This is a genomic window from Parasphingorhabdus sp. (assembly GCF_041748495.1).
Lineage (GTDB): Bacteria > Pseudomonadota > Alphaproteobacteria > Sphingomonadales > Sphingomonadaceae > Parasphingorhabdus.
On the sequence record NZ_JBGTDD010000135.1, the window covers coordinates 28,041 to 52,659 of the forward strand.

At 55.2% G+C, this 24,619-nt stretch carries 24 protein-coding genes and 1 other RNA gene; 13 read left to right on the top strand and 12 right to left on the bottom strand.

Annotated features, from left to right (window positions below; genetic code table 11):
* Nucleotides 1-2 precede the first annotated feature (2 nt).
* Genes ACEW8J_RS11945 through ACEW8J_RS11980 form a run of 8 tightly spaced genes read right to left on the bottom strand, consistent with a single transcriptional unit; the run spans nt 3 to nt 5,599 of the window.
* Nucleotides 3-410 (bottom strand): hypothetical protein, encoded by a 408-nt coding sequence (locus ACEW8J_RS11945; protein WP_373491868.1) that lies wholly within the window; start codon nt 408-410, stop codon nt 3-5.
* A gap of 49 nt (nt 411-459) precedes the next feature.
* On the bottom strand, nt 460-1,263 hold the full coding sequence (locus tag ACEW8J_RS11950; protein ID WP_373491891.1) for a TrmH family RNA methyltransferase: 804 nt from the start codon (nt 1,261-1,263) through the stop codon (nt 460-462).
* A 4-nt stretch (nt 1,264-1,267) separates the two neighbouring features.
* Nucleotides 1,268-1,546 (bottom strand): HPr family phosphocarrier protein, encoded by a 279-nt coding sequence (locus ACEW8J_RS11955; RefSeq protein WP_373491869.1) that lies wholly within the window; start codon nt 1,544-1,546, stop codon nt 1,268-1,270.
* A complete protein-coding gene (locus ACEW8J_RS11960) occupies nt 1,543-1,947 on the bottom strand; it encodes a PTS sugar transporter subunit IIA (RefSeq protein ID WP_373491870.1) in 405 nt (134 codons plus the stop codon). Before ACEW8J_RS11960 ends, ACEW8J_RS11955 begins: the two co-directional genes overlap by 4 nt.
* Before the next feature lie 5 nt (nt 1,948-1,952).
* On the bottom strand, nt 1,953-2,888 hold the full coding sequence (gene rapZ / locus ACEW8J_RS11965; RefSeq protein ID WP_373491871.1) for an RNase adapter RapZ: 936 nt from the start codon (nt 2,886-2,888) through the stop codon (nt 1,953-1,955).
* The gene (locus tag ACEW8J_RS11970) at nt 2,885-3,340 is read right to left on the bottom strand and encodes an HPr kinase/phosphorylase (RefSeq protein ID WP_373491872.1); all 456 of its coding nucleotides are present in this window, start codon (nt 3,338-3,340) and stop codon (nt 2,885-2,887) included. Before ACEW8J_RS11970 ends, rapZ begins: the two co-directional genes overlap by 4 nt.
* On the bottom strand, nt 3,337-4,923 hold the full coding sequence (locus tag ACEW8J_RS11975; protein WP_373491873.1) for an ATP-binding protein: 1,587 nt from the start codon (nt 4,921-4,923) through the stop codon (nt 3,337-3,339). Before ACEW8J_RS11975 ends, ACEW8J_RS11970 begins: the two co-directional genes overlap by 4 nt.
* The gene (locus ACEW8J_RS11980) at nt 4,895-5,599 is read right to left on the bottom strand and encodes a response regulator (protein WP_373491874.1); all 705 of its coding nucleotides are present in this window, start codon (nt 5,597-5,599) and stop codon (nt 4,895-4,897) included. Before ACEW8J_RS11980 ends, ACEW8J_RS11975 begins: the two co-directional genes overlap by 29 nt.
* A gap of 242 nt (nt 5,600-5,841) precedes the next feature.
* Here ACEW8J_RS11980 and ACEW8J_RS11985 point away from each other — a divergent pair, with 242 nt between their 5' ends.
* On the top strand, nt 5,842-7,437 hold the full coding sequence (locus ACEW8J_RS11985; RefSeq protein WP_373491875.1) for a phosphoenolpyruvate carboxykinase: 1,596 nt from the start codon (nt 5,842-5,844) through the stop codon (nt 7,435-7,437).
* Nucleotides 7,438-7,443: 6 nt separating this feature from the next.
* Here ACEW8J_RS11985 and ACEW8J_RS11990 read toward each other — a convergent pair whose 3' ends face one another.
* A complete protein-coding gene (locus ACEW8J_RS11990) occupies nt 7,444-8,184 on the bottom strand; it encodes a hypothetical protein (RefSeq protein ID WP_373491876.1) in 741 nt (246 codons plus the stop codon).
* 207 nt (nt 8,185-8,391) lie between these two features.
* Between ACEW8J_RS11990 and ACEW8J_RS11995 the strand changes: the two genes are divergently transcribed.
* Nucleotides 8,392-8,595, top strand: coding sequence for a hypothetical protein (locus tag ACEW8J_RS11995; protein ID WP_373491877.1), 204 nt, complete (start codon nt 8,392-8,394; stop codon nt 8,593-8,595).
* Between the two features lie 2 nt (nt 8,596-8,597).
* Here ACEW8J_RS11995 and ACEW8J_RS12000 read toward each other — a convergent pair whose 3' ends face one another.
* A complete protein-coding gene (locus ACEW8J_RS12000; RefSeq protein WP_067199204.1) occupies nt 8,598-9,254 on the bottom strand; it encodes an alpha/beta hydrolase in 657 nt (218 codons plus the stop codon).
* A gap of 143 nt (nt 9,255-9,397) precedes the next feature.
* On the opposite strand from ACEW8J_RS12000, the gene ACEW8J_RS12005 reads away from it, so the two are divergent.
* From ACEW8J_RS12005 to ACEW8J_RS12045, 9 genes are all read left to right on the top strand, one after another.
* Nucleotides 9,398-10,471 carry a cysteine desulfurase family protein gene (locus tag ACEW8J_RS12005; protein WP_373491878.1) on the top strand — a complete coding sequence of 358 codons (1,074 nt, stop codon included), beginning with the start codon at nt 9,398-9,400 and terminating at the stop codon, nt 10,469-10,471.
* A gap of 6 nt (nt 10,472-10,477) precedes the next feature.
* A complete protein-coding gene (locus ACEW8J_RS12010) occupies nt 10,478-11,590 on the top strand; it encodes a cysteine desulfurase family protein (protein WP_373491879.1) in 1,113 nt (370 codons plus the stop codon).
* Nucleotides 11,587-11,928: a 2Fe-2S iron-sulfur cluster-binding protein gene (locus ACEW8J_RS12015; protein ID WP_373491880.1), complete on the top strand. Its 342-nt coding sequence runs from the start codon at nt 11,587-11,589 to the stop codon at nt 11,926-11,928. Before ACEW8J_RS12010 ends, ACEW8J_RS12015 begins: the two co-directional genes overlap by 4 nt.
* A gap of 57 nt (nt 11,929-11,985) precedes the next feature.
* Nucleotides 11,986-12,080, top strand: an RNA gene (gene ffs / locus ACEW8J_RS12020) — signal recognition particle sRNA small type.
* A gap of 79 nt (nt 12,081-12,159) precedes the next feature.
* A complete protein-coding gene (locus tag ACEW8J_RS12025) occupies nt 12,160-13,869 on the top strand; it encodes a DNA polymerase III subunit gamma/tau (protein WP_373491881.1) in 1,710 nt (569 codons plus the stop codon).
* A gap of 2 nt (nt 13,870-13,871) precedes the next feature.
* Complete coding sequence (locus ACEW8J_RS12030; protein WP_373491892.1) at nt 13,872-14,207, top strand: YbaB/EbfC family nucleoid-associated protein; 336 nt, start codon at nt 13,872-13,874, stop codon at nt 14,205-14,207.
* A gap of 98 nt (nt 14,208-14,305) precedes the next feature.
* A complete protein-coding gene (gene lon / locus ACEW8J_RS12035) occupies nt 14,306-16,735 on the top strand; it encodes an endopeptidase La (RefSeq protein ID WP_373491882.1) in 2,430 nt (809 codons plus the stop codon).
* A gap of 239 nt (nt 16,736-16,974) precedes the next feature.
* The gene (locus ACEW8J_RS12040; protein ID WP_373491883.1) at nt 16,975-17,247 is read left to right on the top strand and encodes an HU family DNA-binding protein; all 273 of its coding nucleotides are present in this window, start codon (nt 16,975-16,977) and stop codon (nt 17,245-17,247) included.
* Between the two features lie 736 nt (nt 17,248-17,983).
* Nucleotides 17,984-18,292 (top strand): hypothetical protein, encoded by a 309-nt coding sequence (locus ACEW8J_RS12045; protein ID WP_373491884.1) that lies wholly within the window; start codon nt 17,984-17,986, stop codon nt 18,290-18,292.
* A 61-nt stretch (nt 18,293-18,353) separates the two neighbouring features.
* Here ACEW8J_RS12045 and ACEW8J_RS12050 read toward each other — a convergent pair whose 3' ends face one another.
* The gene (locus ACEW8J_RS12050) at nt 18,354-20,771 is read right to left on the bottom strand and encodes a TonB-dependent receptor plug domain-containing protein (RefSeq protein ID WP_373491885.1); all 2,418 of its coding nucleotides are present in this window, start codon (nt 20,769-20,771) and stop codon (nt 18,354-18,356) included.
* 1,981 nt (nt 20,772-22,752) lie between these two features.
* On the opposite strand from ACEW8J_RS12050, the gene ACEW8J_RS12055 reads away from it, so the two are divergent.
* Entirely contained in the window at nt 22,753-23,181 is a 429-nt protein-coding gene (locus tag ACEW8J_RS12055) for an OsmC family protein (RefSeq protein ID WP_373491886.1), read from the top strand.
* Between the two features lie 203 nt (nt 23,182-23,384).
* Nucleotides 23,385-23,594 carry a hypothetical protein gene (locus ACEW8J_RS12060; RefSeq protein ID WP_373491887.1) on the top strand — a complete coding sequence of 70 codons (210 nt, stop codon included), beginning with the start codon at nt 23,385-23,387 and terminating at the stop codon, nt 23,592-23,594.
* Nucleotides 23,595-23,956: 362 nt separating this feature from the next.
* On the opposite strand, the gene ACEW8J_RS12065 is transcribed toward ACEW8J_RS12060, so the two are convergent.
* Nucleotides 23,957-24,619 (bottom strand): tetratricopeptide repeat protein (locus ACEW8J_RS12065; RefSeq protein WP_373491888.1); only part of this gene is annotated, 663 nt, incomplete at its 5' end.

Genomic DNA, 24,619 nt, shown 5'->3' on the forward strand with positions numbered 1-24,619 from the left:
CCCTAGGGCGGACCGTCCGGTCCTTCGGTGAAGGCACCACCACAACCGTTCAGCATCCCGCTATCGCTGGCTTCTACCTTCACCGTATCGGCATAGGTGCGGTCGCTCATGCCATCGCTGCATTCGGCTCCGCTGGTGATGTTGATGTTGATATTGTGAAGATCGGAAAAGCCTCTGACTTCCCATCCGCTGTCGGTTTTCTTCGCCCGTTGGACAGCAAGTTTGAAATCTTTTCCGTTCTGCGACGTGAAGGCGATTTGCTCGTCCTTTATCTCGACGGTCCATCCCGGCTGGGTGCCGATCGCGGAATAGTCACCGATCGATTCTTCCACGACCGGTGTCGCCGCAGGTTCCTCGCAGGCTGACAGCGTCAGAGCAGCAAGCGGCATCAGCAATATAGATTTTTTCATTTTTTTCCCCTCCGCGTTCAAGCTAACATAGGGGGTGACGGAATTCCAATTATCTCTTGCGGCTTTGGTTCAGGACTTCATATGCCATGACGGCGGCGGCGACGGCGGCGTTCAGACTGTCGGCTCTGCCCATCATCGGCATTTTTACCAGCGTGTCGCAAGCGGCCTCATATTCCTCCGGCAAACCCTGCGCTTCATTGCCGATCAGCAGGAAGGTCGGGGGTTTGTAGCGGACCGACTGATAGTCATTTTCGGTGTTGAGACTGGTGCCGACCAGCGCGCCGGGACCGCTGCGCAGCCAGGATAAAAATTCCGGCCAGCGGGTCTGGGCGACCCGCTGGGTAAAAATGGCACCCATGCTGGCGCGCACCGACTCGACCGAAAAGGGGTCGACGCATTCGTCGATCAGGATCAGGCCGCCTGCGCCAACCGCATCGCCGGTACGCAATATCGTGCCGAGATTTCCGGGGTCGCGCAGCGACTGGGCGACCAGCCAGATATCGGACTCGGATCGATCCAGTTCATCCAGCGGGACCGGATGATCGGGGTAGATGCCGATGATAGACTGCGGGTTGGATTTTCCGGACAGCTTGGCGATGATCGCTTCGCTGGTTTCGATGACATCCCCGCCTGCGGCAAGTGTGGCGGCCTCGATCTTTTGCGCCAGCGGGTGCAGTTCGGTATCTTCGACAACCACCAATATTCTGGGTGTCCTGCCGCTGTCCAGCGCCTCGGTCAGAATGCGCAGTCCTTCAGCGAGGAAGAGGCCTTCGCGTTTGCGATGCTTTTTTTCCCGCAGGCTCCTCAGCCGCTTTATCGTCGGATTGGAAAAGCCGCTAATCTGGTGGCGCATCGGTTCAGTCTTCACCGAATCCGTCGACGACCAGCCCCGTCAGCTTCTCGAGCGCGCTCTCTGCCTGCGGGCCGGCAACGATGATCTCGATACTGTCGCCCTTGGCGGCACCCAGCATCATCAGGCCCATGATCGAGGTGCCGGTCACCTCGGTGCCGTCTTTCGCCACCCTGACGTCGAGAGCGACGGGCAATTTGCTGACATAGGTCACGAATTTCGCGCTCGCCCGGGCGTGCAGGCCGCGGCTGTTGGTGATGGCGACGATCTTGCGAACTTCGCTCATGCGTCGCTTCCCAATATTTCCGATGCCACGCTGATATATTTTTTGCCGGCTTCCTTGGCAGCGGCGATGGCGGAGACGATATCCATAGATTTTCTAGCGCCGTCGAGTCGAATCAGCATCGGCAGATTGACGCCGGCGATGACTTCAACCTTGCCCTTTTCCATCAGGGAAATAGCAAGATTGGATGGCGTGCCGCCAAACAGGTCGGTGAGAATGATGACCCCTTGGCCGGAATCCACTTTGGTAATGCAATCAGCAATTTCCTTGCGGCGTTCTTCCATATCGTCACGCGCACCGATACCAATCGCGGCGATTGCCTTTTGCGGGCCAACCACATGCTCCATGGCAATGACAAATTCCGTTGCCAGCTGCCCGTGTGTCACGAGAACCAATCCAATCATACCGATTAAATGCCCCTGTTCCCGTCCAGTTTCTGCATAGATTCCAGCGCTTCCATTGGCCTAGACGCCAAGTTGCGATGCAGGACATTGGGGGAAAAGCCGCTGGCGCGCAAGTCTTTGCTCAGTCGTTCGGCAACATGTACCGATCGGTGCCGTCCGCCGGTACAGCCGATACCGATATTGACATAGGCTTTGCCGGCGTCCTGATAGCGGGGAAGCAGGAATTTGAGCAGGTCGAGAATCTTTTCCATCGCTTCGGCATAGGCGGGATCCTGGCCGATATATTCTGCAACCTCTGCATCTAGTCCAGTCATCAGCTTGAGGTTCGGTTCCCAGAACGGGTTGGACAGAAAGCGCACATCGAACAACAGGTCGATATTATTGGGAATTCCCCGGGAAAAGCCGAAGCTGGTGAGGGTGATCGTCGTGACCGTATCCTTGTCGAGCGTGAACAATTGCCGGATTTCGCGCTGCAAATCGTTAGCGGTCAGGTCGGTGGTATCGATGACATGGTCTGCCCAGCGGCGAAACGGATCGAGCAGGGTCCGTTCCAACGCGATGCCTTCTTTAGCCGGTCGGTCCAGGGCCAGCGGGTGCCGCCGACGGGTCTCGCCATAACGCCGTTCCAGTTCGCCTCCGGCGCAATCCAGATAGAGCGTCGAGATCAGATAATCCTGTTTTTTCTGCAGACGCTTGACCCGTTTGATCAGCTTGTTGGGTTCGAATCCCCGGGTCCGGCTATCGAATCCCAGTGCCAGCGGCGGATCGCTGTCGCCGCGGGACATAGAAGGCGGTGTTTCCAGCAAGCGTTCGATCAAACGGAACGGAAAATTGTCGACGGTCTCCCAACCAATATCTTCCAGCGTTTTCAATGCTGTGGTTTTGCCAGCGCCGGAAAGGCCGGTAACCAGCAGGACTGGTTTTGCCGTTTTTCCATTCATGATTCTGTGGTGCCCCGCCCTATGCGTTGCAAGGCCCATTCCGCCTTGATATCTGCGCTCGATTCCATAGCGTCCAATGTACAGGATGGCACCGCTATTCCCAGCAAAATCCTGATCTGCCTGTCCAGGGGAAACCGGTCGGGACAGTCCTTCAAGTCGACGACCAGCTTGAGCGCTATGCCGGCAAGATATTCGCATTCGAATATCCCCAGCGAGCGGATTTCGAGTTTGCCAGCTAGATTAGGGGGAGGACCGAGCAAGAGTTGGTCCTTCTCGCGGCTGACGACGACATAGTCGTCACTGATCAAGGTCGCCCCACGGTCGATCAGGCGCAAGGCGAGATCGGACTTGCCCGACCCTGATTTTCCGCGGATCAGTAAGCCCGCACCCGAAATGGCTACGGCCGTGGCGTGCACGGTCACCTGATCATCCTCCTCCGCTGTGCTTGTCATCCGGGTGCCTTTGGCAGACGAATCTCGAAACAGGCACCCGATTGGCCGCCGTCTCGGTCCAATATGCTGATCCTGCCCTGATGACCCTCGACGATCGTCCTGGCGATTGCCAGCCCCAGCCCGCTATGCTTGCCGAACATTTCGCCATCGGGTCTGGCCGAATGGAACCGCTGGAACACCTGTTCGCGCTGCTCCGGACGAACACCCGGACCCTGATCCGCGACATGGATGACAATTTCATCACCATCCGGGGTGGCCAATATCTCCACCAGACCGCCATCGGGCGAAAAGGAAACAGCATTGTCCAATAGATTGCTGAACACACGCTCCAGACGGCCGCCATCTCCCATCACTTTGGCGACATCCTTCGCCGGTCGCGCGAAAGCGATATGCACGCCCAGATTGGAGGCACGCTGTTCGCGCGCTGCCAGCAGTTGCTCCAGCATATTGCCGATATCGATCGGTTCAAATTTGGCCCGGGCCAGCTCGGCATCGACCCGGGAAGCATCGGAGATGTCGTTGATCAGCCGGTCGATCCGGCGCACATCATCCTTGGCCACGTCGAGAAGCTGTTTCTGCAATTCCGGATCATCGACCCGTTCCAGTCCCTCCAGCGCGGACCGGAGCGAGGCAAGGGGGTTCTTGATTTCATGGCTGACATCGGCGGCGAAAGCCTCGGTGGCGTTGATCCGGTGGCGCAGCGCCGCGCTCATGTCGGACAGGGCGCGGCTGAGCTGGCCGATCTCGTCGCGCCGGTCCGGCATTCGGGGAATTGCGATTTCGTCGGATCGGCCCATCCGGACGCGCAACGCTGCGCGGGCCAGTTTTCTGATCGGCTGGACAATGGTTCTGGCGAGGAACAGCGAAAGCAGGATCGACACCGTTGCCGCAACCAGTATCACCAGCAGCACGCTGGATCGTTCGGCTCTGACGATCCGCGTGATATCGCGAGCGTTGGCGGTCAAAAGGATGGAGCCGGTATCGTCGGGAAGCGATTTTCCTGCCACAATGACCGGTGTGCGGTCCGGCGCCAAACTCACCGAACTGACTGCGCGCGTGCTGCCTTGGGTAGCGACAAGCTCGGGCCATTGTTCCATCGCATCACTGGCTGGTTCGCTGAAATCCGGAATTGGTTTGCTGAACACGAAATTTTCAATGGTCCGGTCCAATATGCGGGCGGCATCCTTGCGCCAGGGTTCGGCCTCCGGGTCAATGAACCGATAGGTTGGCTGGGCCAGCGCAAAACTGTCGATGACCTTGGTGCCATCTGGTGCATAAATCCGGAGCCGGGCGTCGAGATCATCGGAAAACTGACGAATGAGCGGGTTTACATCCGGTGCATCCGCGGCGGATAAAGCATCGGCGACGATCGTCAGTTGCAGTCTCGCCTGCGCCAGTCGTTCTTCGGTTAGCCGGTCGCGATAATTGTTGAGATAGAACAGGCCTCCGGCCAGCAAGGCAATCGCTAGGACATTGACGACCAAGATACGGGTGGTGAGCGAGAGCCGGGCTGACCAACCGAGCGTCAGGCCGCTATCTCGCTCTTGCCGATCGTTATTCCGTATAGCGATAGCCGGCTCCATATAGCGTGTCTATGGCATCAAATTCGGGATCGACTTCCCGAAATTTTCGGCGCAGTCGCTTGATATGGCTGTCGATCGTGCGATCGTCGACATAGACATCGTCCTGATAGGCCGCGTCCATCAGCTGGTTGCGGCTTTTGACAACGCCCGGTCGGTGCGCCAGCGTCTCCAGGATCATGAATTCGGTGACCGTCAGGGTCACATTGACGTCTTTCCAGCGGACCAGATGACGTGCAGGATCCATTTCCAGATTGCCGCGTACCAATGGTTCGGTGGCTTCGTCTTCCGCGCCTTCGTCCAACGAATTGATGAATTCAGTGCGCCGCAAGATTGATCGAACACGAGCGATCAACAGCCGCTGCGAGAACGGCTTTTTAATGTAATCATCGGCTCCCATGGCGAGGCCGAGTGCCTCGTCCAGTTCTTCGTCCTTGGAGGTCAGGAAGATGACCGGGACATTTGATTTTTCGCGGACCCTCCGGAGCAGTTCAAGCCCGTCCATCTTCGGCATTTTGATATCAAACACCGCCAGATCCGGCGGGTTTTCCAATATGGCATGCAGCGCTGCTTCGCTGTCCGAATAGACTCGGGTAATGAAGCCCTCGGCCTGCAAGGCAATCGACACAGAGGTCAATATGTTGCGGTCATCGTCGACAAGAGCAATATTGGCTGACATATTTTTTGTTGCATTCCTTTGCTGCTCGCGCTGGAAGTGACCTAGTGGATGGGATAATAGGTTACAAGACAGCTTGTCGGTAGCAATTTCGTCACCGGGATTCGCGATCTGGCGGGAAATATGAAATTTTTGCCAGGTCGTGGGGAAGAAATTTGACCGACTCGACAGGGTTCAGTAAGCGCCGTTTCAAATTCGCCTCATCGGCGGGACCTCAACCTGTTTCAAGCCATAGGGGATTATCAGTGTCAAAAATTTCGCCGGTTTCATTAAATGATCAAGGTTTTGCCAATTCGGCCGAGCAGCACTGGAATCTCGGTGCTCCCGCTCTGGTCGAGGCAGCTGTTTCCCGGGGCGAAGGGCATTTGGCCAAAGACGGCCCGCTGGTTGTGGAAACCGGCAAGCACACTGGCCGTTCCGCCAATGACAAGTTCATCGTGCGAGATGCCGAAACCGAAGACAGCGTATGGTGGGGCAAAACCAATGTCGGTATGACACCGGAACATTTTGCGGCACTGAAAGAGGATTTCCTCGCAGCCCTGTCAGAAAAGCAAACATTGTTCGTTCAGGATCTGTTTGGCGGCTCGCAGCCGGAGCATCGGGTCAATGTCCGCATCATCAACGAACTGGCCTGGCACAATCTGTTCATTCGTACGATGCTGGTCCGGCCCGGCACCGACGAGCTTGCAGCGTTCGAGCCGGAATATACGATCATCGATCTGCCGAGTTTCAAGTCCGATCCGGCGCGCCACGGCACTCGTAGCGAAACGGTCATCGCGGTCAATCTGACCGAAAAACTGATCCTGATCGGCGGAACCGCTTATGCTGGCGAGATGAAGAAATCCGTTTTCGGGCTGCTCAACTATCTGCTCCCGCTCGATTCGGTTATGCCGATGCATTGCTCGGCGAATATCGGACCAGAGGGCGATACCGCGATTTTCTTTGGTCTGTCAGGGACCGGCAAGACCACATTGTCGGCGGATGCCAGCCGCGTGCTGATCGGTGATGACGAGCATGGCTGGTCGGATACCGCCGTGTTCAATTTCGAAGGCGGTTGCTATGCCAAGATGATCCGGCTGTCGGAAGAAGCCGAGCCGGAAATCTATGCGACCACGCGCCGCTTCGGGACCGTGCTGGAAAATGTCGTGATGGACATGGACAGCCGGGAACTGGATCTGGATGACAATAGCAAGGCGGAAAATACCCGCGGCGCCTATCCGATCGAATTCATCCCCAATGCTTCGGCCGACAATATGGGTCCGGTGCCAAAGAATATCATCATGCTGACCGCCGATGCGTTCGGCGTATTGCCTCCCATCTCGCGCCTGACGCCCGAGCAGGCGATGTATCATTTCCTCTCCGGCTACACCGCCAAGGTGGCGGGCACCGAAATCGGCGTGACCGAGCCGGAAGCGACTTTCTCGACCTGCTTCGGTGCACCGTTCATGCCACGTCATCCGTCGGTTTACGGCAATTTGCTGAAGGAACGGATTGCCAAGGGCGGGGTGCGTTGCTGGCTGGTGAATACCGGCTGGACCGGCGGCAAATATGGCGAAGGCAACCGGATGCCGATCAAGGCAACCCGGGCCCTGCTCAATGCCGCTCTGGATGGCAGCCTGAACGACGGTGAATTCCGGGTTGATGATAATTTCGGCTTTGAAGTGCCGGTATCGGTAACCGGCGTGGATAGCCAGATTCTCAATCCGCGTTCGACCTGGTCCGACCCCAGCGCCTATGACGAAACCGCGCAAAAGCTGGTCAAATTGTTCATCAACAATTTCGAGCAATTTGCCGAGCATGTCGACCAGAATGTGCGGGAAGCGGCGCCGACCGCGGCCTGACTGGCGTTATCGGTTTGGCGGGATGCTGTCCAATGCACCGCGCTGGATGATGATGTCGACAAATTGCAGGTCGTCGTTAGGCGTGCAGATCAGTGTCTCGCCTTCGTTCAAGCCGGTTGATCGGGCGGGCCGGTTGATCTTGCCACGCGTTGCGATCGTATCGATGATGGGGGCCAGGCATTGGCGGAGGTCGGACGGGCTATAGTCCGGCGGTGCGGTCATGCGGATTTCCTGCCCGGCAAAATAATCCAGGCCGAGGGTCGCGAAACAGCCGTCGCCTGTCTTGGAGAATGACGTCTGGAATGATGTCGGGAACAGGCCATTCTCCAGATAGTGCCTGGCCAGCTGATCGAATTCGGCGAATGGCAATATTGTGCGAGCGGGTAACCAAGCGGCAGCGGTGGCATCCACGCTTTCGCCGATCCAACTGCCGAGCAGCAGCAGATGCTGATTAACCTCCGACAGATGTCTGGCGCTGGTCAGATTGTCTCTCGGCGCGACGCCAATGGCAGAATTCATCGGCAACAGGACGTCAGACAAATGTGGTTCGTCCTTTCTGGCAGCCAATCGCTGGATGGTTTCTGCAGCGGTCAGGCGGGAGAGCAGGAAGGGCATGGCATCGACAATGACTTCGACGTTCTCCAGATCCGTGAATTTTGCCTGGTTGACCGATATTCTGCCCTTCGCGGCCTCGCAAAATGGCAGTCGCGCCAGATCACAGGCTTCCGCCGTGGGATCAATGATCAACAGAGGTGGTTCCGATTCCAAGCCGACAAATCCGTTTCTGCTCGATATGTTCTATATTTGTTCTAGCAAAAATCCGCCCCAAGAGCAATCTGCTTCTTGAACCGCTGTCGGCAAGGTTATGCCCAACTGGATCCAGAGAGAAGCAAGCCGGACAACCACGGAAACAATTGATTGTCAGCTTGTCGCTCAGCCGATAACGATCGTTTCATGTCGAACCTGATTTTATCCGTGCTCATGCTGGCGGGAGCTGCGCTGCTGGCGGGCGGAATCTACGTGTTGCGCAAGGGCATCAACAGAAAGCAGGGCTGGCTGATGCTTGTCGCTGCCGCCGTGATGTTCGCCAATGTCGGAATTGGGTCAATCCCTGTGCCCGAGAGCAATCAGCCGGTTTCACCTCAGTCTGGCGACTGAATTTATTTGATCGGTGAATCCGGCGCGAGCCGCATGTCGAGATAATTGTCGATCGACCCCATCAACAATTCCATCTCATTCTCGTAGAAATGATTGGCGCGGGGAATCTCGTCATGATGGATGGTGATATGTTTCTGGGTCCGCAGCTTGTCGACCAGTTTCTGGACCGCGCTCGGAGTGACGACTTCATCATTGACGCCCTGCACGATGATACCCGAGGACGGGCAGGGAGCGAGGAAGTTGAAGTCATACATATTGGCTGGCGGAGAGACGGAGATGAAGCCGCGGATTTCCGGACGGCGCATTAGCAGCTGCATGCCGATCCATGCGCCAAAGCTGTAGCCGGCGATCCAAGTGGTCTGGGCCTCGGGATGAAAGCTCTGCACCCAGTCGAGTGCTGCCGCCGCATCGGACAATTCGCCGATACCGTTGTCGAACACGCCCTGGGAACGGCCCACGCCGCGAAAATTGAATCGCAAGGTAGCAAAGCCGCGTTTCACGAAGGTTTTGTACATCGCCTGGGTGATCCGGTCGTTCATCGTGCCGCCCGCTTGCGGGTGGGGATGAAGGATCATGGCAACCGGTGCCCGGTCACGCGGACCAGGGCTGAATCGGCCTTCGAGGCGGCCTTCTGGCCCGGTAAAAATTACATCTGGCATGGATTTTCAATTCTTCGATCAAAATTAAACGATCCAGCGCGCGAGAATTTAGAATAGCTTTTGCGCTGGATGCAGCGCCTATATAGGAAGAGTCAACAAATCCGCAACTCAATCCCGCTAGCCAGAGAGTTTTTGCCCCTATCGTGACCGACCCCCAACGCATCTATCTCGATCATGCCGCCACTGCGCCGATGCTCGATGCCGCGAAAAAGGCCTGTGCAGAGGGTTTCGAGCATTGGGCCAACCCGTCCTCGCCGCATGGCGACGGGCGAGCGGCCCAGGCGATGCTGGAAAATGCGCGGCGGCGATTCAAGGACGCCTTGGGCTGGCAAGGCGATGTGATTTTCACCAGCGGGGCAAGCGAAGCGATCCAGATCGCATTGACGAAGTCAAAGCCCGCGCTTCAATATGTCACGCCGGTCGAACATGATGTGGTGCTGCGTTTTGCGCGTGATGCGAAACCCGTTCCGGTCGATATGAACGGCATGGTCGTGCCGATGAACCTGAACCATCTGCTGAAAAGTGCCGAGGGGCCGGCGCTGGTGGCGATCCAGTCGGTCAATAATGAAACCGGGGTGATGCAGGATCTGGATACGCTGGCCAAAGTCGTGCGTGACCGGGGCAGCTATCTGCTGGCTGATTGTTCCCAATCGGTCGGGAAACTGCCCTTGCCAGATGCCGATCTGATCATTGTTGCCGGACATAAATTCGGTGGCCCTCCCGGTGTCGGTGCCCTGCTGGTCAAGGATCTGCGGCTGCTCCATGCCGATGGCGGGCAGGAACAGGGCTACCGGTCCGGCACCCAGAATCTCCCCTATATCATGGGCATGACCGCGGCGCTGGAAGCGCCCGCCAATTGGGCGGGGCGCGCGGCGGAACTGCGCCAGCATCTCGATGATGCGATCCGGAAGGAAGGGGGTGCGGTGATCGCCCAGACAGCGCCGCGCATTGCCACGATTGCCAGCTACCATATGCCCGGCGTGGCCGCGAATACCCAGCTGATCAAATTCGACATGGCCGGATTTTCAGTGTCCGCCGGCAGTGCCTGTTCATCCGGAACGCTGAAGACCAGCCATGTGCTGGAAGCGATGGGTACCGACCCGCAAGTGGCGCGCGAAGTGATCCGGGTCAGTATCGGCCGCGACACCAGCCGGACGCATATTTACGCCTTCATCGACAAGTGGCAGTCGATTTTTGCAGAATCCAGGCACAGCTGAGGCCGGATGATGAAACCCATCTATCTGGATAATCAGGCGACCACGCCGCTCGCACCGGAGGTGTTCGATGCGATGCTGCCCTGGCTGAAAGACAATTTCGGCAATCCGCACAGTCCGCATGTGATCGGCCGACGGGCCGCTGCTGCCGTTGAAGTCGCGCGGGACCAGGTGGCGGGTCTCCTGCCGAAGAACGGGCGAGTGATATTCACTGGTAGCGCGACCGAAGCGATCAATCTGGCGTTTGGGTCCGCGCGCACCATGGCTGGCCAGGGGCGCGATCAGATTGCCGTTATCGACACCGAACATGCCGCGGTGCGCGACACCGCTCTCTGGTATGGGACCCAGGGATTTGATAGCCGTTTGCTGCCGGTCGGCCGGGACGGGTTGGTCGATCTGGAAGAACTGGCATCCTGTCTCGGATCGAAAACGGCGCTGGTTGGCGCGATGCTGGTCAATAACGAGATTGGAGTAATCCAGCCGGTCGAGCAGATCACGGACATGGCGCACCGGGCCGGCGCGCTGATGCTCTGCGATGCGGTGCAGGGTTTTGGCCGGGTCGATATTCCTCAGCACGCGGATCTGATCGCGCTGTCCGGGCACAAGATCTACGGTCCCAAGGGCATTGGCGCGCTGTGGGTGCGCGACGGGATCGATCTGCCACCGCTGATCCATGGAGGGGGGCAGGAGCAGGGGATCAGGTCCGGGACCCTTTCTCCAGCGCTCTGCGCCGGATTGGGGGTTGCGGCACAAATATGCGCCGAGCGGCATCAGCAGGATAAGACCCATATCGCTGGTCTGGCAACGAGGGCTCAGAGCCTGTTCGGCGACTGGACAGTGAACGGGTCGCTTCATCAGCGCTACGCCGGCAATCTGAATATCCGCCGCGACGGTCTTGATATTGCCCGCTTGATGTCCGATGTCCGGGGCGTGGCATTTTCTGCCGGATCGGCCTGCGCCAGCGGTTCTGGACGGCCCAGCCACGTGCTCGCAGCGCTGGGACTGGAGCCGGCACAGATAAAATCATCGATCCGTCTGGGATTCGGGCGCTATAACAGCATCGAAGAGGTGGAACAGGCAGCACAGCTGATCAATCAAGCAGCGGAGAACCAGTTATCATGACCAAGATCACGGTCCATTTTGTCAGTTCCGACGGCGAACAAACGCTTTCTGCCGAGGCATCGGAAGGCGATAATCTGCTCACCGTCGCGCAGATTCATGACCAGCCGCTGGAAGGCACCTGCGAGGGCCAAATGGCCTGCTCGACCTGTCATGTGATTGTCGAAACGGCAGATTTCGACAAATTGCCCGACGCGAGCGAAATGGAAGAGGATATGCTCGATTTGGCCGCTGGTGCGCGACGGACCAGCCGACTGGCGTGTCAGATCACGCTGACCGCCGAACTGGATGGCCTGACCGTTCACTTGCCAATCGAAAGCCACAATATGCAGATTGGCTAACGCAATCCCCGGCAATCTAACGGCTTGCATTTTGGCCACAGTCCCACCATATGCGCGGCGGGAGTCGGGTGGACGTAGTTGTCGCCAACCCGGTCAGGTCCGGAAGGAAGCAGCCGCAACGATTTTTCTGCGGGTCGCCCGGCTCCTACTCGCAGTTAATTTTGACACAATGCTCGTCGGGCACTGATAAGCCTTCGACAAGATCGCCTGTCTCGCCTAAACTGAAACTTCATGTCCGATTCACAAGATATATTTGCCGCCACCGGCGTCGAAGCGCCGGACCAGCCAGCGCCGGGCGCGGCGCAACCTTATCGGGTGCTAGCGCGCAAATATCGGCCGTCCAGATTTTCCGAACTGATCGGACAGGATGCGATGGTCCAGACGCTGGGCAACGCGATCAAGCGCGATCGGCTTGCCCATGCCTTCCTGATGACCGGTGTGCGCGGGGTCGGAAAAACCTCCACCGCCAGGCTGATCGCCAAGGCACTCAACTGTATTGGCGAAGACGGGCAGGGCGGGCCGACAATCGATCCGTGCGGCCATTGCGAACCATGCCGGAGTATCGCAACGGGTAGCTTTATCGATGTCATCGAGATGGACGCGGCCAGCCATACTGGCGTCGATGATGTCCGCGAGATCATTGAAGCGGTGCGTTATTCCAGCGTTTCGGCGCGCTATAAAATCTACATTATCGATGAAGTCCACATGCTGTCGAAAAATGCGTTCAACGCGCTGTTGAAGACGCTCGAAGAGCCGCCACCGCATGTGAAATTCATCTTCGCAACGACCGAGGTGAACAAGGTTCCGATCACCGTCCTGTCCCGTTGTCAGCGCTTCGATCTGAAACGGATCAGTGCCGAACAACTGTCTGATCATTTCGGGATGATCGTTGGCAAGGAAGGGGTGACCGCGGAGCAGGAAGCGCTTGATCTGATCGCGCAGGCGGCGGAAGGGTCTGTCCGCGACGGTCTTTCGATCCTCGATCAGTCGATTGCCCATGCCGATATGGATGGCGACGGACAGGTGAAGGCCGCCCAGATTCGGGATATGCTTGGCCTTTCGGACCGCAGCGCGGTCCGGCGGCTGTTCGCCAGATTGCTGGAAGGTGATTCCGCCGCCTTGCTGGATGCGATCGCGGAACAATATAGGATTGGTGTGGAGCCCCTGGCGCTGATGAACGGGCTGCTGTCGCTGTCGCATCAGGTTACCCTGTTAAAGGTCGGCCGCGCCAGTGATCCAACCTTGTCGGAGGAGGCGAGGCAGAAATTTTCCGATTGGTCCGACCAGCTTTCTTATCCGGTTCTGCACCGGCTGTGGCAATTGCTGCTCAAGGGTTATCAGGAAGTCCAGCAGGCCCATCTGCCCCGCGAAGCCTGCGAAATGTCCTTGCTCCGGGTGCTTTGTGCCGCTGAGTTACCGGATCCCGGAAAACTGTCCATAATGCTGGAGAAAAGCGTTCCCGCGACCATTGGTGAACCGCAAAGCCAACAGACCACAGTGCCGCTGGCGGAGCCTGTCGCGCAAGCCAATCCTGCGCCTGCAGAAGCCCCACGAGCTGGCGGGCTACCAGAGCAATTTACCGATGCGGTGAAAACCGTCGGGCGGGTCTCGGCAGTTCTGGAAAGCATATTGATTGCCGACATGCGGGTGATATCCTTTCAAGCCCCCGCCATCGTCTATCAACCGGCCCGGCCGATCGCCGATTCCGATATCCGAAAAATCGCTGATGCGTTGAAGCAGGAGACGGGTTGCGACTGGACGATCACTGAAGGGCAGGGCGAGGCGCAGCCGAGCCTTGTCGAACAACAGCAGCAGGCCAGGGATGCAGAGCGTCAGGCGATCCTCGATGCTCCGTTGGTGAGAGCGGCCTTTGAAGCCTTTCCCGATGCCATATTGCTTGAGGACGAGGATCCTCGCCCCAAAGAATCAAGGAGCGCATGACAATGAAATCAATGGAAGAAATGATGAAGGCCGCCCAGGAGGCAGCACAGCAGGTCCAGTCGCAGATGGAAGAAGCGCAGAAAAAGCTGGATAGCATCGAAGTCGAGGGGCAAGCTGGCGGCGGACTGGTCAAGGTCAAGGCGACCGCAAAAGGCCGGGTGCTGGCGGTGACAATCGATGATAGTCTGATGCGGGCCGACGAAAAGCAGATGCTGGAGGATCTGGTTGCAGCAGCTTTCAACGACGCCCGGAACCGAGCTGATTCAGTGAGCAGCGAGGAAATGGGCAAGATGACCAGCGGCATGCAGTTACCCCCAGGTTTTAAACTGCCCTTTTAGGCCGGTCCGCGGATCGGACGCATTCCGCTTGAAGTGTCTCCAACAGGCACCATATAGTGGACAGAAGCGCTGTTGCAGCGCAACATGCTGGAGTAAAAATGTCCGAATTCGAAGCCAATCCTGCCCCTGAATCCAAGGCGCTGCCATTGTTGCCTTTGCGCGACATCGTGGTTTTTCCGAATATGATCGTGCCGCTGTTTGTCGGTCGCGACAAATCTGTGGTTGCGCTTGAAAAGGCGATGGATTCAGACAAGGAAATCTTCCTCGTTGCCCAGCTCGATCCGGCGGAAGACGATCCGGCGCGCGATCAGCTTTATGATCTCGGGGTGGTTGCGACTGTGTTGCAATTGCTCAAATTGCCCGATGGCACTGTTCGGGTGCTGGTCGAAGGCAAGCAGCGCGCCACGCATCTTTCACTCGAAGACCAGTCGGACGGCTATGTCCTGGCGGCGGTCGAACTGCTCGATGAGCAGTTGAACGATGATGCCCAGACCTCGGCGCTGATGCGCTCCGTGGTCGACCAGTTTGAAAATTATTCGAAGCTCAACAAGAAGATGCCTGCGGAAACGGTCGTGCAATTGGGCGAGATCGAGGATGCCTCGCGACTCGCCGATGCGGTCGCCGCGAACATCAATGTGAAAGTCTCCGACAAGCAGAGCCTGCTGATGGAGAGCGATCCCACCAAACGCCTGGAAATGGTCTTTGCCTTCATGGAAGGCGAACTTGGTGTTTTGCAGGTCGAGAAGAAAATCCGCGGCCGCGTCAAGCGCCAGATGGAGAAGACCCAGCGCGAATATTATCTGAACGAACAGATGAAGGCGATCCAGAAGGAACTGGGCGACGGCGAAGACGGCGAGGGCGACGAGCTCGCCGAACTGGGCAAGAAGATCAAGGAGCTGAAACTTTCCAAGGAAGCGAAAGCCAAGGCGACCGCAGAGCTCAAAAAGCTCAAGGGCATGCAGCCGATGTCGGCAGAGGCAACGGTGACACGCAACTATCTTGATGTGCTGCTCGGACTGCCCTGGGGCAAGAAGTCGCGGCTCAAGAAAGACCTCAAACAGGCCGAAAAGGTGCTGGATGACGACCATTTCGCGCTCGAAAAAGTCAAGGAACGGATCCTGGAATATCTGGCTGTGCAGACGCGAACGAACAAGCTGAAAGGCCCGATATTATGCCTGGTCGGCCCCCCCGGCGTCGGCAAGACCTCGCTGGGCCGCTCGATCGCCCGCGCCACCGGACGCGAATTCGTCCGTCAGTCGCTTGGCGGCGTCCGCGATGAAGCGGAAATCCGCGGGCATCGCCGGACCTATATCGGATCACTGCCGGGCAAGATTGTCTCCAATCTGAAGAAGGCGGGCACTTCCAATCCGTTGTTCCTGCTCGACGAAATCGACAAGCTGGGCCAGGATTTCCGAGGCGATCCGGCATCGGCTTTGCTCGAAGTGCTGGACCCGGAGCAGAATGACAAGTTTCAGGATCATTATCTCGAGATCGATATCGATCTGTCGGATGTGATGTTCGTGACCACTGCCAACTCGCTCAATCTGCCGCAGCCATTGCTCGACCGGATGGAGATCATCCGGCTGGAGGGCTATACCGAAGACGAGAAAGTCGAAATAGCCAAACGCCATCTGATCGAAAAGCAGATTGATGCCCATGGCCTGAAAAAGGAGGAGTTTGTCCTGCGCGAGGACGCGCTACGCAATCTGATCCGCTATTATACCCGCGAAGCCGGTGTGCGGACGCTGGAACGCGAGATTGCCAAGCTGGCCCGCAAGGCGCTGCGCCGGATACTCGAAGGCGAGTATAAGACTGTGGAGATCACCCCCGACAATCTCTCGGAATATGCCGGGGTGCAAAAATACCGTCATGGGGTCGGTGAGGAAGAAAATCAGGTCGGTGCTGTCACCGGTCTGGCCTGGACCGAAGTGGGCGGCGAACTGCTGACGATCGAATCCGTGACCGTGTCCGGCAAGGGACAGATCAAGACCACCGGCAAGCTTGGTGATGTGATGAACGAGTCGATTCAGACGGCGCTCTCCTTCGTGAAAGCGCGGGCGCCTTCCTACGGCATCAAACCGAGTTTCTTCAGTCGCAAGGATATCCATATCCATTTGCCCGAGGGTGCGGTACCGAAAGATGGCCCGTCGGCGGGTGTCGGGATCGTGACCGCGATCGTTTCGACCCTGACCGGGATTCCGGTGCGGCGCGATGTTGCGATGACCGGCGAAGTGACATTGCGTGGTCGGATATTGCCAATTGGCGGACTGAAGGAAAAATTGCTGGCGGCGCTGCGCGGCGGCATAACCACGGTGCTGATTCCGGCCGACAATGAAAAGGATCTCGTCGAGATCCCGGGCAATATCACCTCGCAACTCAAGATCATTCCGCTAAAACATGTCGATGAAGTGCTGGCCGAAGCCCTCACCGAAAAAGTGGAGCCGATCGAGTGGAGCGATGCCGACGAACTGGCCAGCCATGCCACCGCTCCGGTTACCGATGATACGGGTTCCGCCGCGCGGCATTGATAGACTTTCATGATCGAGTCGCACTTTTGAAACAATCGTGAAATGCTGCCGGATAATAATTGAAACCGACACGGCTCCGCAACCGTTCGTCCCATTTCCTGTCGTTTGACGCAAAAAATGGGGGTCTGGCGCAGAAAACGGCGGTTTTTCTTTGACTCACTGGGATTATTTCGCATTACTGCCGCCAGACAAAGATGCGATTCAATCGAATTGCCATTAGAGAAGGGGGGATTCCCATAATGAATAAACAGGATCTTATCAGTAACGTTGCGGATCATAGCGGCCTAAGCAAGAGCGATGCCGGTAAAGCGGTTGATGCCGTATTTGACTCGATCACCAAGGCACTTTCCGGCGGAGGCGAAGTTCGTCTCGTAGGCTTCGGTACATTCTCGACTTCCAAGCGCAAAGCTTCGACCGGTCGCAACCCGCGCACTGGCGAACCGATGCAGATTCCTGCGTCGACACAAGCAAAATTCAAAGCCGGCAAGGGTTTGAAAGACGCCGTCAACTAGACAAACATCCGGGGAGCAGAGTATCGCTCTCCATTTTTTTCGCTCTTTGTTCTAGAAAAAATCTGGCGGGACCTCGAAAAGAGGCCCGCCTTTTTCTATGGAACTGAGCGGTCGTCGCCAGCTTGAAATTTTGCTTTTGTTAGAGGCGGAACTATATCCGCTTCTGGGCCGTCAGCATTCCGTCCGCTTCGGGGAATTGGGGCGGGCTAAGCAGACGTTCCGCTCCCGACCCAAAAACAGACGTCTTAATAAGAGGCTCAAATCGTGACTGGAGGAAGGCGTGGGGGCTGGTGGGCAAAAGTCGAGAGTGCTTTTTGCGAGCCCGGCCGTCGCTAGAACTATACGCGCCTCTTACCAGAAATGTTCGTAAGCCAATTTTGTGCATAATCTATCTTCTCGCACTTGTGACTCGGTCGACATGTCCAACAGGTTTCTTTCCTATCAATAACTTAAATAACCTTATATTTTTTTTCGAAACCCGCAGGCCATTATTTGTTACGCAAAAAATCGGTAGTGTCTCAGTTTGAAATTGAGACACTACCGAATATCCCATGGACTAGACAAAATATTGAAATATGTGTTACAAAAACTGCATCCGTCAGATTTCCCGAGTCGACTATTCTGGTAGAACAGCTCTGGATTAAAGTCTGAAGCTGGGTCGCTTCGACATCTGGCTTCTGGATAAGGCCTGTTGTCAGCCCCTTATTGGGGTTCACATGAAAATAGGAGGAACCTTATGAATATCAAGTATACAAGCCTATTAGTTGCCGCGGCACTTGTTGTCCCCGGAGCCGCTATGGCAGCCCATCCCGAGGGCGCAGGTCCTGGTGGCACCGTAAACAATGCAAACCCCGGCGGTTTTGGGAACAAGGGCCAATGCCAGTCGGCGCTGTCACATGAAATCAACAGACAGCGGAAGGATCCCGACGCACGCGTTGCTTCGCGGCAGGACCAAAAGGCGTCCGACTTTCAACGCGATATGCTCGATCGTTTCGAGTGTCGTTTTTGGGAACCTGGACCATTTTGGCGGGTAGAAATTCGTTGATTGCTAATCAATAAAAAAGGAGGCTCGCGTAAATTTACCGTGAGCCTCCCTTCCTTCATTTTTAGAATAATTTGCGGATCGAAAATTGAATGGTACGGCCAAGCGGATCAAGATAGCTAGGCTGGAATGCCAGCGGCGTATCACCGTTCTGATCGACGATTCTCCTCCGACTATTAAACAGGTTCTCTACGGCTAACTCCGCTCGCAAACCTTTCGTCCAGCGAGTCCGCTCATTTTGCCTGATCACTTCATTGATATTTGCGAACAATTTAATGTCAAACCGGGCTAGAGTTGAGTAATTCAGCGCTTGTGAGCCAAATCGGGCTTTGTAGCCGCTGGCCCAGTTTGCATTGAGGTTCATTCCCAAGCCGCGATAAATTGCGCGAGCACTAAATTCGAGATTATGCTTGGAAGAACCTCCGGTCGCACCCTTCAACAAATCGACTGGCTGACTATTCAGCAGTAGCTCTTGTTGGTCCCGTAACCGCACCCGGTGGTCGAGCGAAAAGATGAGCACGCCGCTGCTCAGTTTCTGATTTTTTTCACTCTCTTTCTCAAGCGCCGCTGCTTCAGAAACCTTTTGGTCCTTGAGTTGCTTGGACCAGGATATTGTCCAGTTCGCGCTCTCGCGCCTGGAGCGGCCGATATTCAACGGCCGCACATCGAACCGTTCCAGCCGGCCATCCTTGCCTCTGATGAAACGGTCGGGGAAGGCGTCAGCCAATTCGGGCGATATAACCGAGATGGAAGTTACCGCGTTATCAAGGCGACGGCGAACGAATGATGCATTAAATGAAAAGTCGGACCAATCTTCAGGACGAATAGACAGGGAAAGACGAAACGACTTGGAGGTTTCAGGATTTAAGTTAGGATTACCGCCCTCGAGAAAATCAACCACGGTGCTTTCGCCGCGTACGAAGTCGAATATAGTCACGTCAGGTGTCAACGTTTGAGGATCACTTAAATCGCTGGCGCTTGGTGCGTCCTCGTTGCGGGACCAAAAAGCGCTCATTTGTACTGAAGGATGTGGAGCCCAGCGCAGCCCAAAACCATAGTCGGTAAGGGAAGAAATGTTAGACACTGTCTCCACGCCGCCTTCAAAATTGGCCGTTAGACGGCCGATGCTGCCGAAAAAACTCGAACTGGTTAATGGAATGGCTAGCGTTGCTTTGGTACCGCTGCTCGTGCGTGCTATCTTTGAATGGGTAACCATTCCGTCAAGATTGCTATTTCCGCTGGTGATCTCTTTGAGAATGCTCAGCTCCACGCTGGCAGATATTGGACCAGCAGGCACATTTGCGACCGTTCCATTTAACAGCGCGTTGCCGCGAAAATTTGTAGTTCGCCCTTCGGTCCGGGAAAACTGATTGGCCGCTAGGGCGGTTCGGCGGTCAATGCGATTTGCGGAATATGACCAGTCCATTGATCCGCTAGTAAACCAGTCCCAGCTACCCAATTGACCGTTTCCAGAGACAGCGAAGCTTGCCCCACGACTTTTGCGCCGGGTTAGGTGAAAAGGCGGATCGCCAAGCGCTTGTTTTGATCGGTTTGCGACTCTACCGGTACTTTGACCAGCGTCTACTGATGCGTTTACGTCAAGCTGGACATCATCAGACACATAATCAGACCACGCACCAGAAAATTTTATCCGGTCACTTTTTGGGAGCAGTGTCTGTCGATCCCCCCTCCCGCCAATGACGGTTCGATCACTTTCAAAAATAGCCTCGCGGCGTGAATATCTAGCACTAACATTCCACCGCCTGCTGCCCTCGATGCGAGCGAGGTCGAAACTACCCTGATATTCGTTTCCCGCACCTGCAGTAGGAAGCTTTGCCAAAATCTGATTTGTTATCGCCCGAAAATCTTTCTTGAGCACGAGGTTCACGACTCTTTGGTCGGCAGATGCTCCGAGGGATTGAGCCAGCTGTTCGGGAAATATCTGGATTTTCACAAGCGCTTCAGGAGGTAGACTGCTAACTTCAGAAACGCTTCCTATTCGCTTTCCGTTTACGAGAACAACGGGGCCGGCTCTCGAGCTTCCTCTTGTCTGAGGCGATAAGGCTCCCAGCAGCTCAGCAATAGTTCCAGAGGCAAAGGCCCCGATCTCACTCTCATCAATTTCGTCGATAGGGCGAACGTCGAAAAACACTTCGCCGGTTCTCTGGCCAATAACGACTATCTCTCTCTCGGATACCCCATTGTCCTCCCGCGCCGGAACCCGCTCTTGCGCGAAGGCAAGACTGGTATTGACCAAAGCTGCTAAAATTATAAGGCGGCGCGCTAAATAGATGAAAGATCGCGCAGGCCACTTCACGATCTGCTGTTTCACTTGAGGCGTATTTCTACCGGCACGCAATTTTTGGTCAATTTTTCTATTAATGCCGTAATGATTAGAGGCGCTGGTGGCATAATCGTTGACCGAGAAAATATCGACTTTGATCTGTCCATCATCCGCCACTTTAGTCTGTCGGGAGAGCATTTAAACTACCCGCCAAATGAACAACATTAGCGCGATGTTGAGCAGTAGCGCAAGGCTTTGGTTTTCATCCCAAAAAATCCCAGCGATAAAATTATTTGCGACTATTTGGGGTAAAAGCGATCTGCTTAAACCATCAATCACAACGATTTCCTCGATTAGAACAATAATATTAACGGGATCGTCCTGTCCGCTGAATTTGGCTTTGATTGGACAGCTAATGGCATTCCGTTACACCCCCTCTATGGCAACGACCATAACGTTAGGCTGTTTCGATATGGTTAAGCTAGTCTAAGCTTATGTAAATTAAACATAAACTATAGCTTCAAAGATGGTTCTCGCAATCAACCGTAAATGGGAAGATCGGTTGTTTTGAAACATCCGCTTTTTGTGCTGCGCACGACGTATATCCAACCTGACGTGCACATTGAATAAACGTGATTTTGACGATGATCTCAAACCAACTCAACGACAACATGTTGGCGATAATAAATGTTTGCCTTGACTCCTTGTCAGCAGCTTTACGATTGTAAAGCATCTATAATATCAAGATCAGAATTGAATAAATATGACATTATATCAATTCTTTAAATCATTAATTAAAGTTTTATTCCGAAGTATATGGTAGGGTAGATATCAACCAGATTTTAACTAATTTTCAACTCATCGTAGATTTCATTGAAGGAGCTGCTGCTAAAAATCAGGAGGCCGTGATATTTGTCTCCGAAGAGCGGCTACCCAATTGAGTTCATCTGCGATTTTATGTGCAAGCTTTCCGTATACAAGGTTAGCTGCTGACGGGTTTTTATTATCCAGCACTTCGACTGCGATCTTGCTCATGGTGATTGAGCGGAAAGCCGAATTAGCATGGAGAGACAGAATCCGACGTTCTTTAGAGCTCAGAGAAATTTCGAGCATGCCTTTTTCATACTCGACGAAGCTGGGGCGAGCTCTTAGTGGCCTTGGCCTTGCCCAGGGCGCTTCCAAAGATTCGGGGTTAAGTGCGCCACCATTGCAAACGATCATCCAAAGGCCGGATAGGGTCAACTTTTGGTATGGAGCCATTACGTATTTGTTCGGTCATGGAGCGTCTTGTTGTCTTGGGGTATAACGGTACAAACTCATTACCGTATCCACCTGCCTCGAGATGAAGGCGGAAAAGTTCCCATTCTTCATCTGGCGCATTGAACCTTTTATGTATCCGGCTGTGACAGGATCTGCACATAGGATAGCTTTCTGGCGGCTGAAACGAGAATGGCTCAGAATAATCTTCCGAAGGCCATTCACCGGGCGCTCTGTTAGGATCGCCGCATAAACCGCAGGGTTTCCCTGCCAGCGTAAAGTCAGGACCAGCCTCACCGCGATGATAGGCCGTCAGAATCTTGTTCCTCTGCCGCCAGCTATAACCGTTATATGAACTACCACTCATCCGTTAAGCTCCACCTTCATCACTTCCGTTCCGGAATGATTAATCAACTTCAACATACTCACATAAACGAGCGATTTGTGCCATGACCCACCTCATCATTCATGAACGGGGCGGCGCACCAATTTCAGGGGAACCCGATGCCATTTCGCTGACGCTTTCGCCCGAGATGCTACTCCCTGATCTCATAATTAGCCACGGCTGACTTTGCGTATATAGATTTGAAAGCCCCCACAGCGTGCTGAAACCGGCAGTCGAAAGGAGACATGAGAAACCTTGTTCTGAAACGGCAATCTTTTGCTGGTAATCCAGTTCAGGTAATCCATTTCAGTCATGTCTTGAAACGGTATACTCAAAAAGCAGCGCAATCGGAGAAGTCATAGGTCAACTCCAGACGCGCCGCATCGCCAAGCTATGATATTAGTAAAAAGTAATCATCATTCGGACTCTAAGACACCCAATTTCGCGCGTGGACCTGAGCAATTTATTCATAGTGTAGCGGAACGATCGTCTTCATCTTGCGTAATTCTCTTGAACCACAATTTTAAGGAACAGGATATGACATCCAACACCGCTTCTGCGAAATATGAAGGTCTTGGCAAGGATGGCAAAGGTCATATCTCCACTCAGTCGGGCGCACTCGAAAATCAGCCTTATGGTTTCCAGACTCGGTTCGAGGATGCGAAAGGTACCAATCCCGAAGAGCTGGTCGCCGCTGCCCATGCCAGCTGTTTTACGATGGCGCTCAGCTTTGCGCTGGCCGAGGCAGGGCATCAGCAAGGCACGCTCAACACCACAGCCAAGGTTACTTTAGAAAAGGACGGAGACGGCTTTACTGTCACCCGTTCCAATTTAACCCTTACCGGGACGGTCCAGGACATCGACGAGGCGAAATTTACCGAGTTGGCGAAGGAAGCCAAGGCGAACTGTCCGATCTCCAAATTGCTTAACTGCGACATTACGCTGGAAACAACGTTCACGGGCTGACTTCAAGTCTGAGAGGAATCAGCCAGTATTAACACTTCCGTCGCAGCGGCAGCGCGACCTTGAAAACTTCTGGAGTTCCAACAATCCAGCGGTAATCTCAGAAAAACTCAAGCTGGCTCCACGATACTCTAGCAGCCTTGCGCACCGGCAATATGCCCCAGCCAACCAAATTTGCCGTTGCTCCACTTTCAAAGGAGAGAGCCATGAATAACAATAGCAGCCTCCATCATAAAACCACAGCCTATCCCGTTAGCGGCTTAGGTCACGAAACACATTCCCAGTCCGCAAATGATCGCCAGCTAAACGAACCGGTGCACCGCAAACCAACAGCATTCGCCGAAATGTCGCCCAATGAAATTAAAGCAGAGCTCAATCGCTTCTGGGAATTAATCGATGACCGCCACGGGCTCTGATGAAAGCCACGGCTGACTTTGCATATATAGCTGTAAAAGGCCGCAGAGCCTGCTTGGATATAACTTCCCGGCGGCAGCCGAAAGCTGACATCAGAAGCCTTGCGCTGAAACGGTAATCCTTTTCCGGTAATCCATTTCAGCGATGTCTTGAAACGGTAAGCTAAATCAGCAGCGCAATCGCAGAAGTCTTAGCTGCCTCGAAGCGCACCGACCAGGATGCTGCCTATGTAAATGGTTTTTCAAAGCCCCACGCCATCCAGAAGAGCCGCCGCATGCTTGACGCCTAATATCAACCAACCAGACCCAACTGCTGCTCTGTTATATAAACAGCTTTCAATACCAAGTGCTCTGACAACGGACACCTAATGATTGCCGAACGCCAGCAAGCTGGCTGCCTCTACAAATGCTTTCGGGCTAATCTCCAGTGCCTTTTCCTTGGCCTCGCTCACCTTCAGGGCTCGACCGGCAGCCTCATAAGCGCTCATCATCGCAGCAAATAGTTCTACCGAACGCCAGCCCGCCTTTTCCTGCTTTTCGAGCAAGCTTACAGCCAATCCCGGTTTGCCATTTGCGACCAGTGCTCGCGCCAATCCGATCGCGGCGTCGCCATAAGGGCGAGTTGAGTAGTTCTGTTGCGCCAGCGCCAATGCTCGCTTTACATCGCCAGCATCCATTGCATGATCGAAGGCATGGTCATAATAGGTTTCTGGAAGCAAGCTGACGCGCTTGTCCCAGATTGTCCCGGCTCGCTTCGCCCATGCCGCCGCTTCGCGAATGCGGCCCTGATGCTTATATAGTGTGACCAAAGCCGCCATCACATCGGGATTGTCGGTTCGTTCGATGATGCGAAGATAGGATTTTTCCGCCGCCGCCAGATCGCCTTTCGCCGCGTCCATCTGGGCCACATGGGCCTGCGCCAGCCAATAGCCCGGAAAAACTGCATCCGCACGTTCGAAATAGCGGCGAGCCTTATCCCAGTTACCCCGCTGCAATTCCAGTGCGCCAATCTGCAACAGATAGACAGA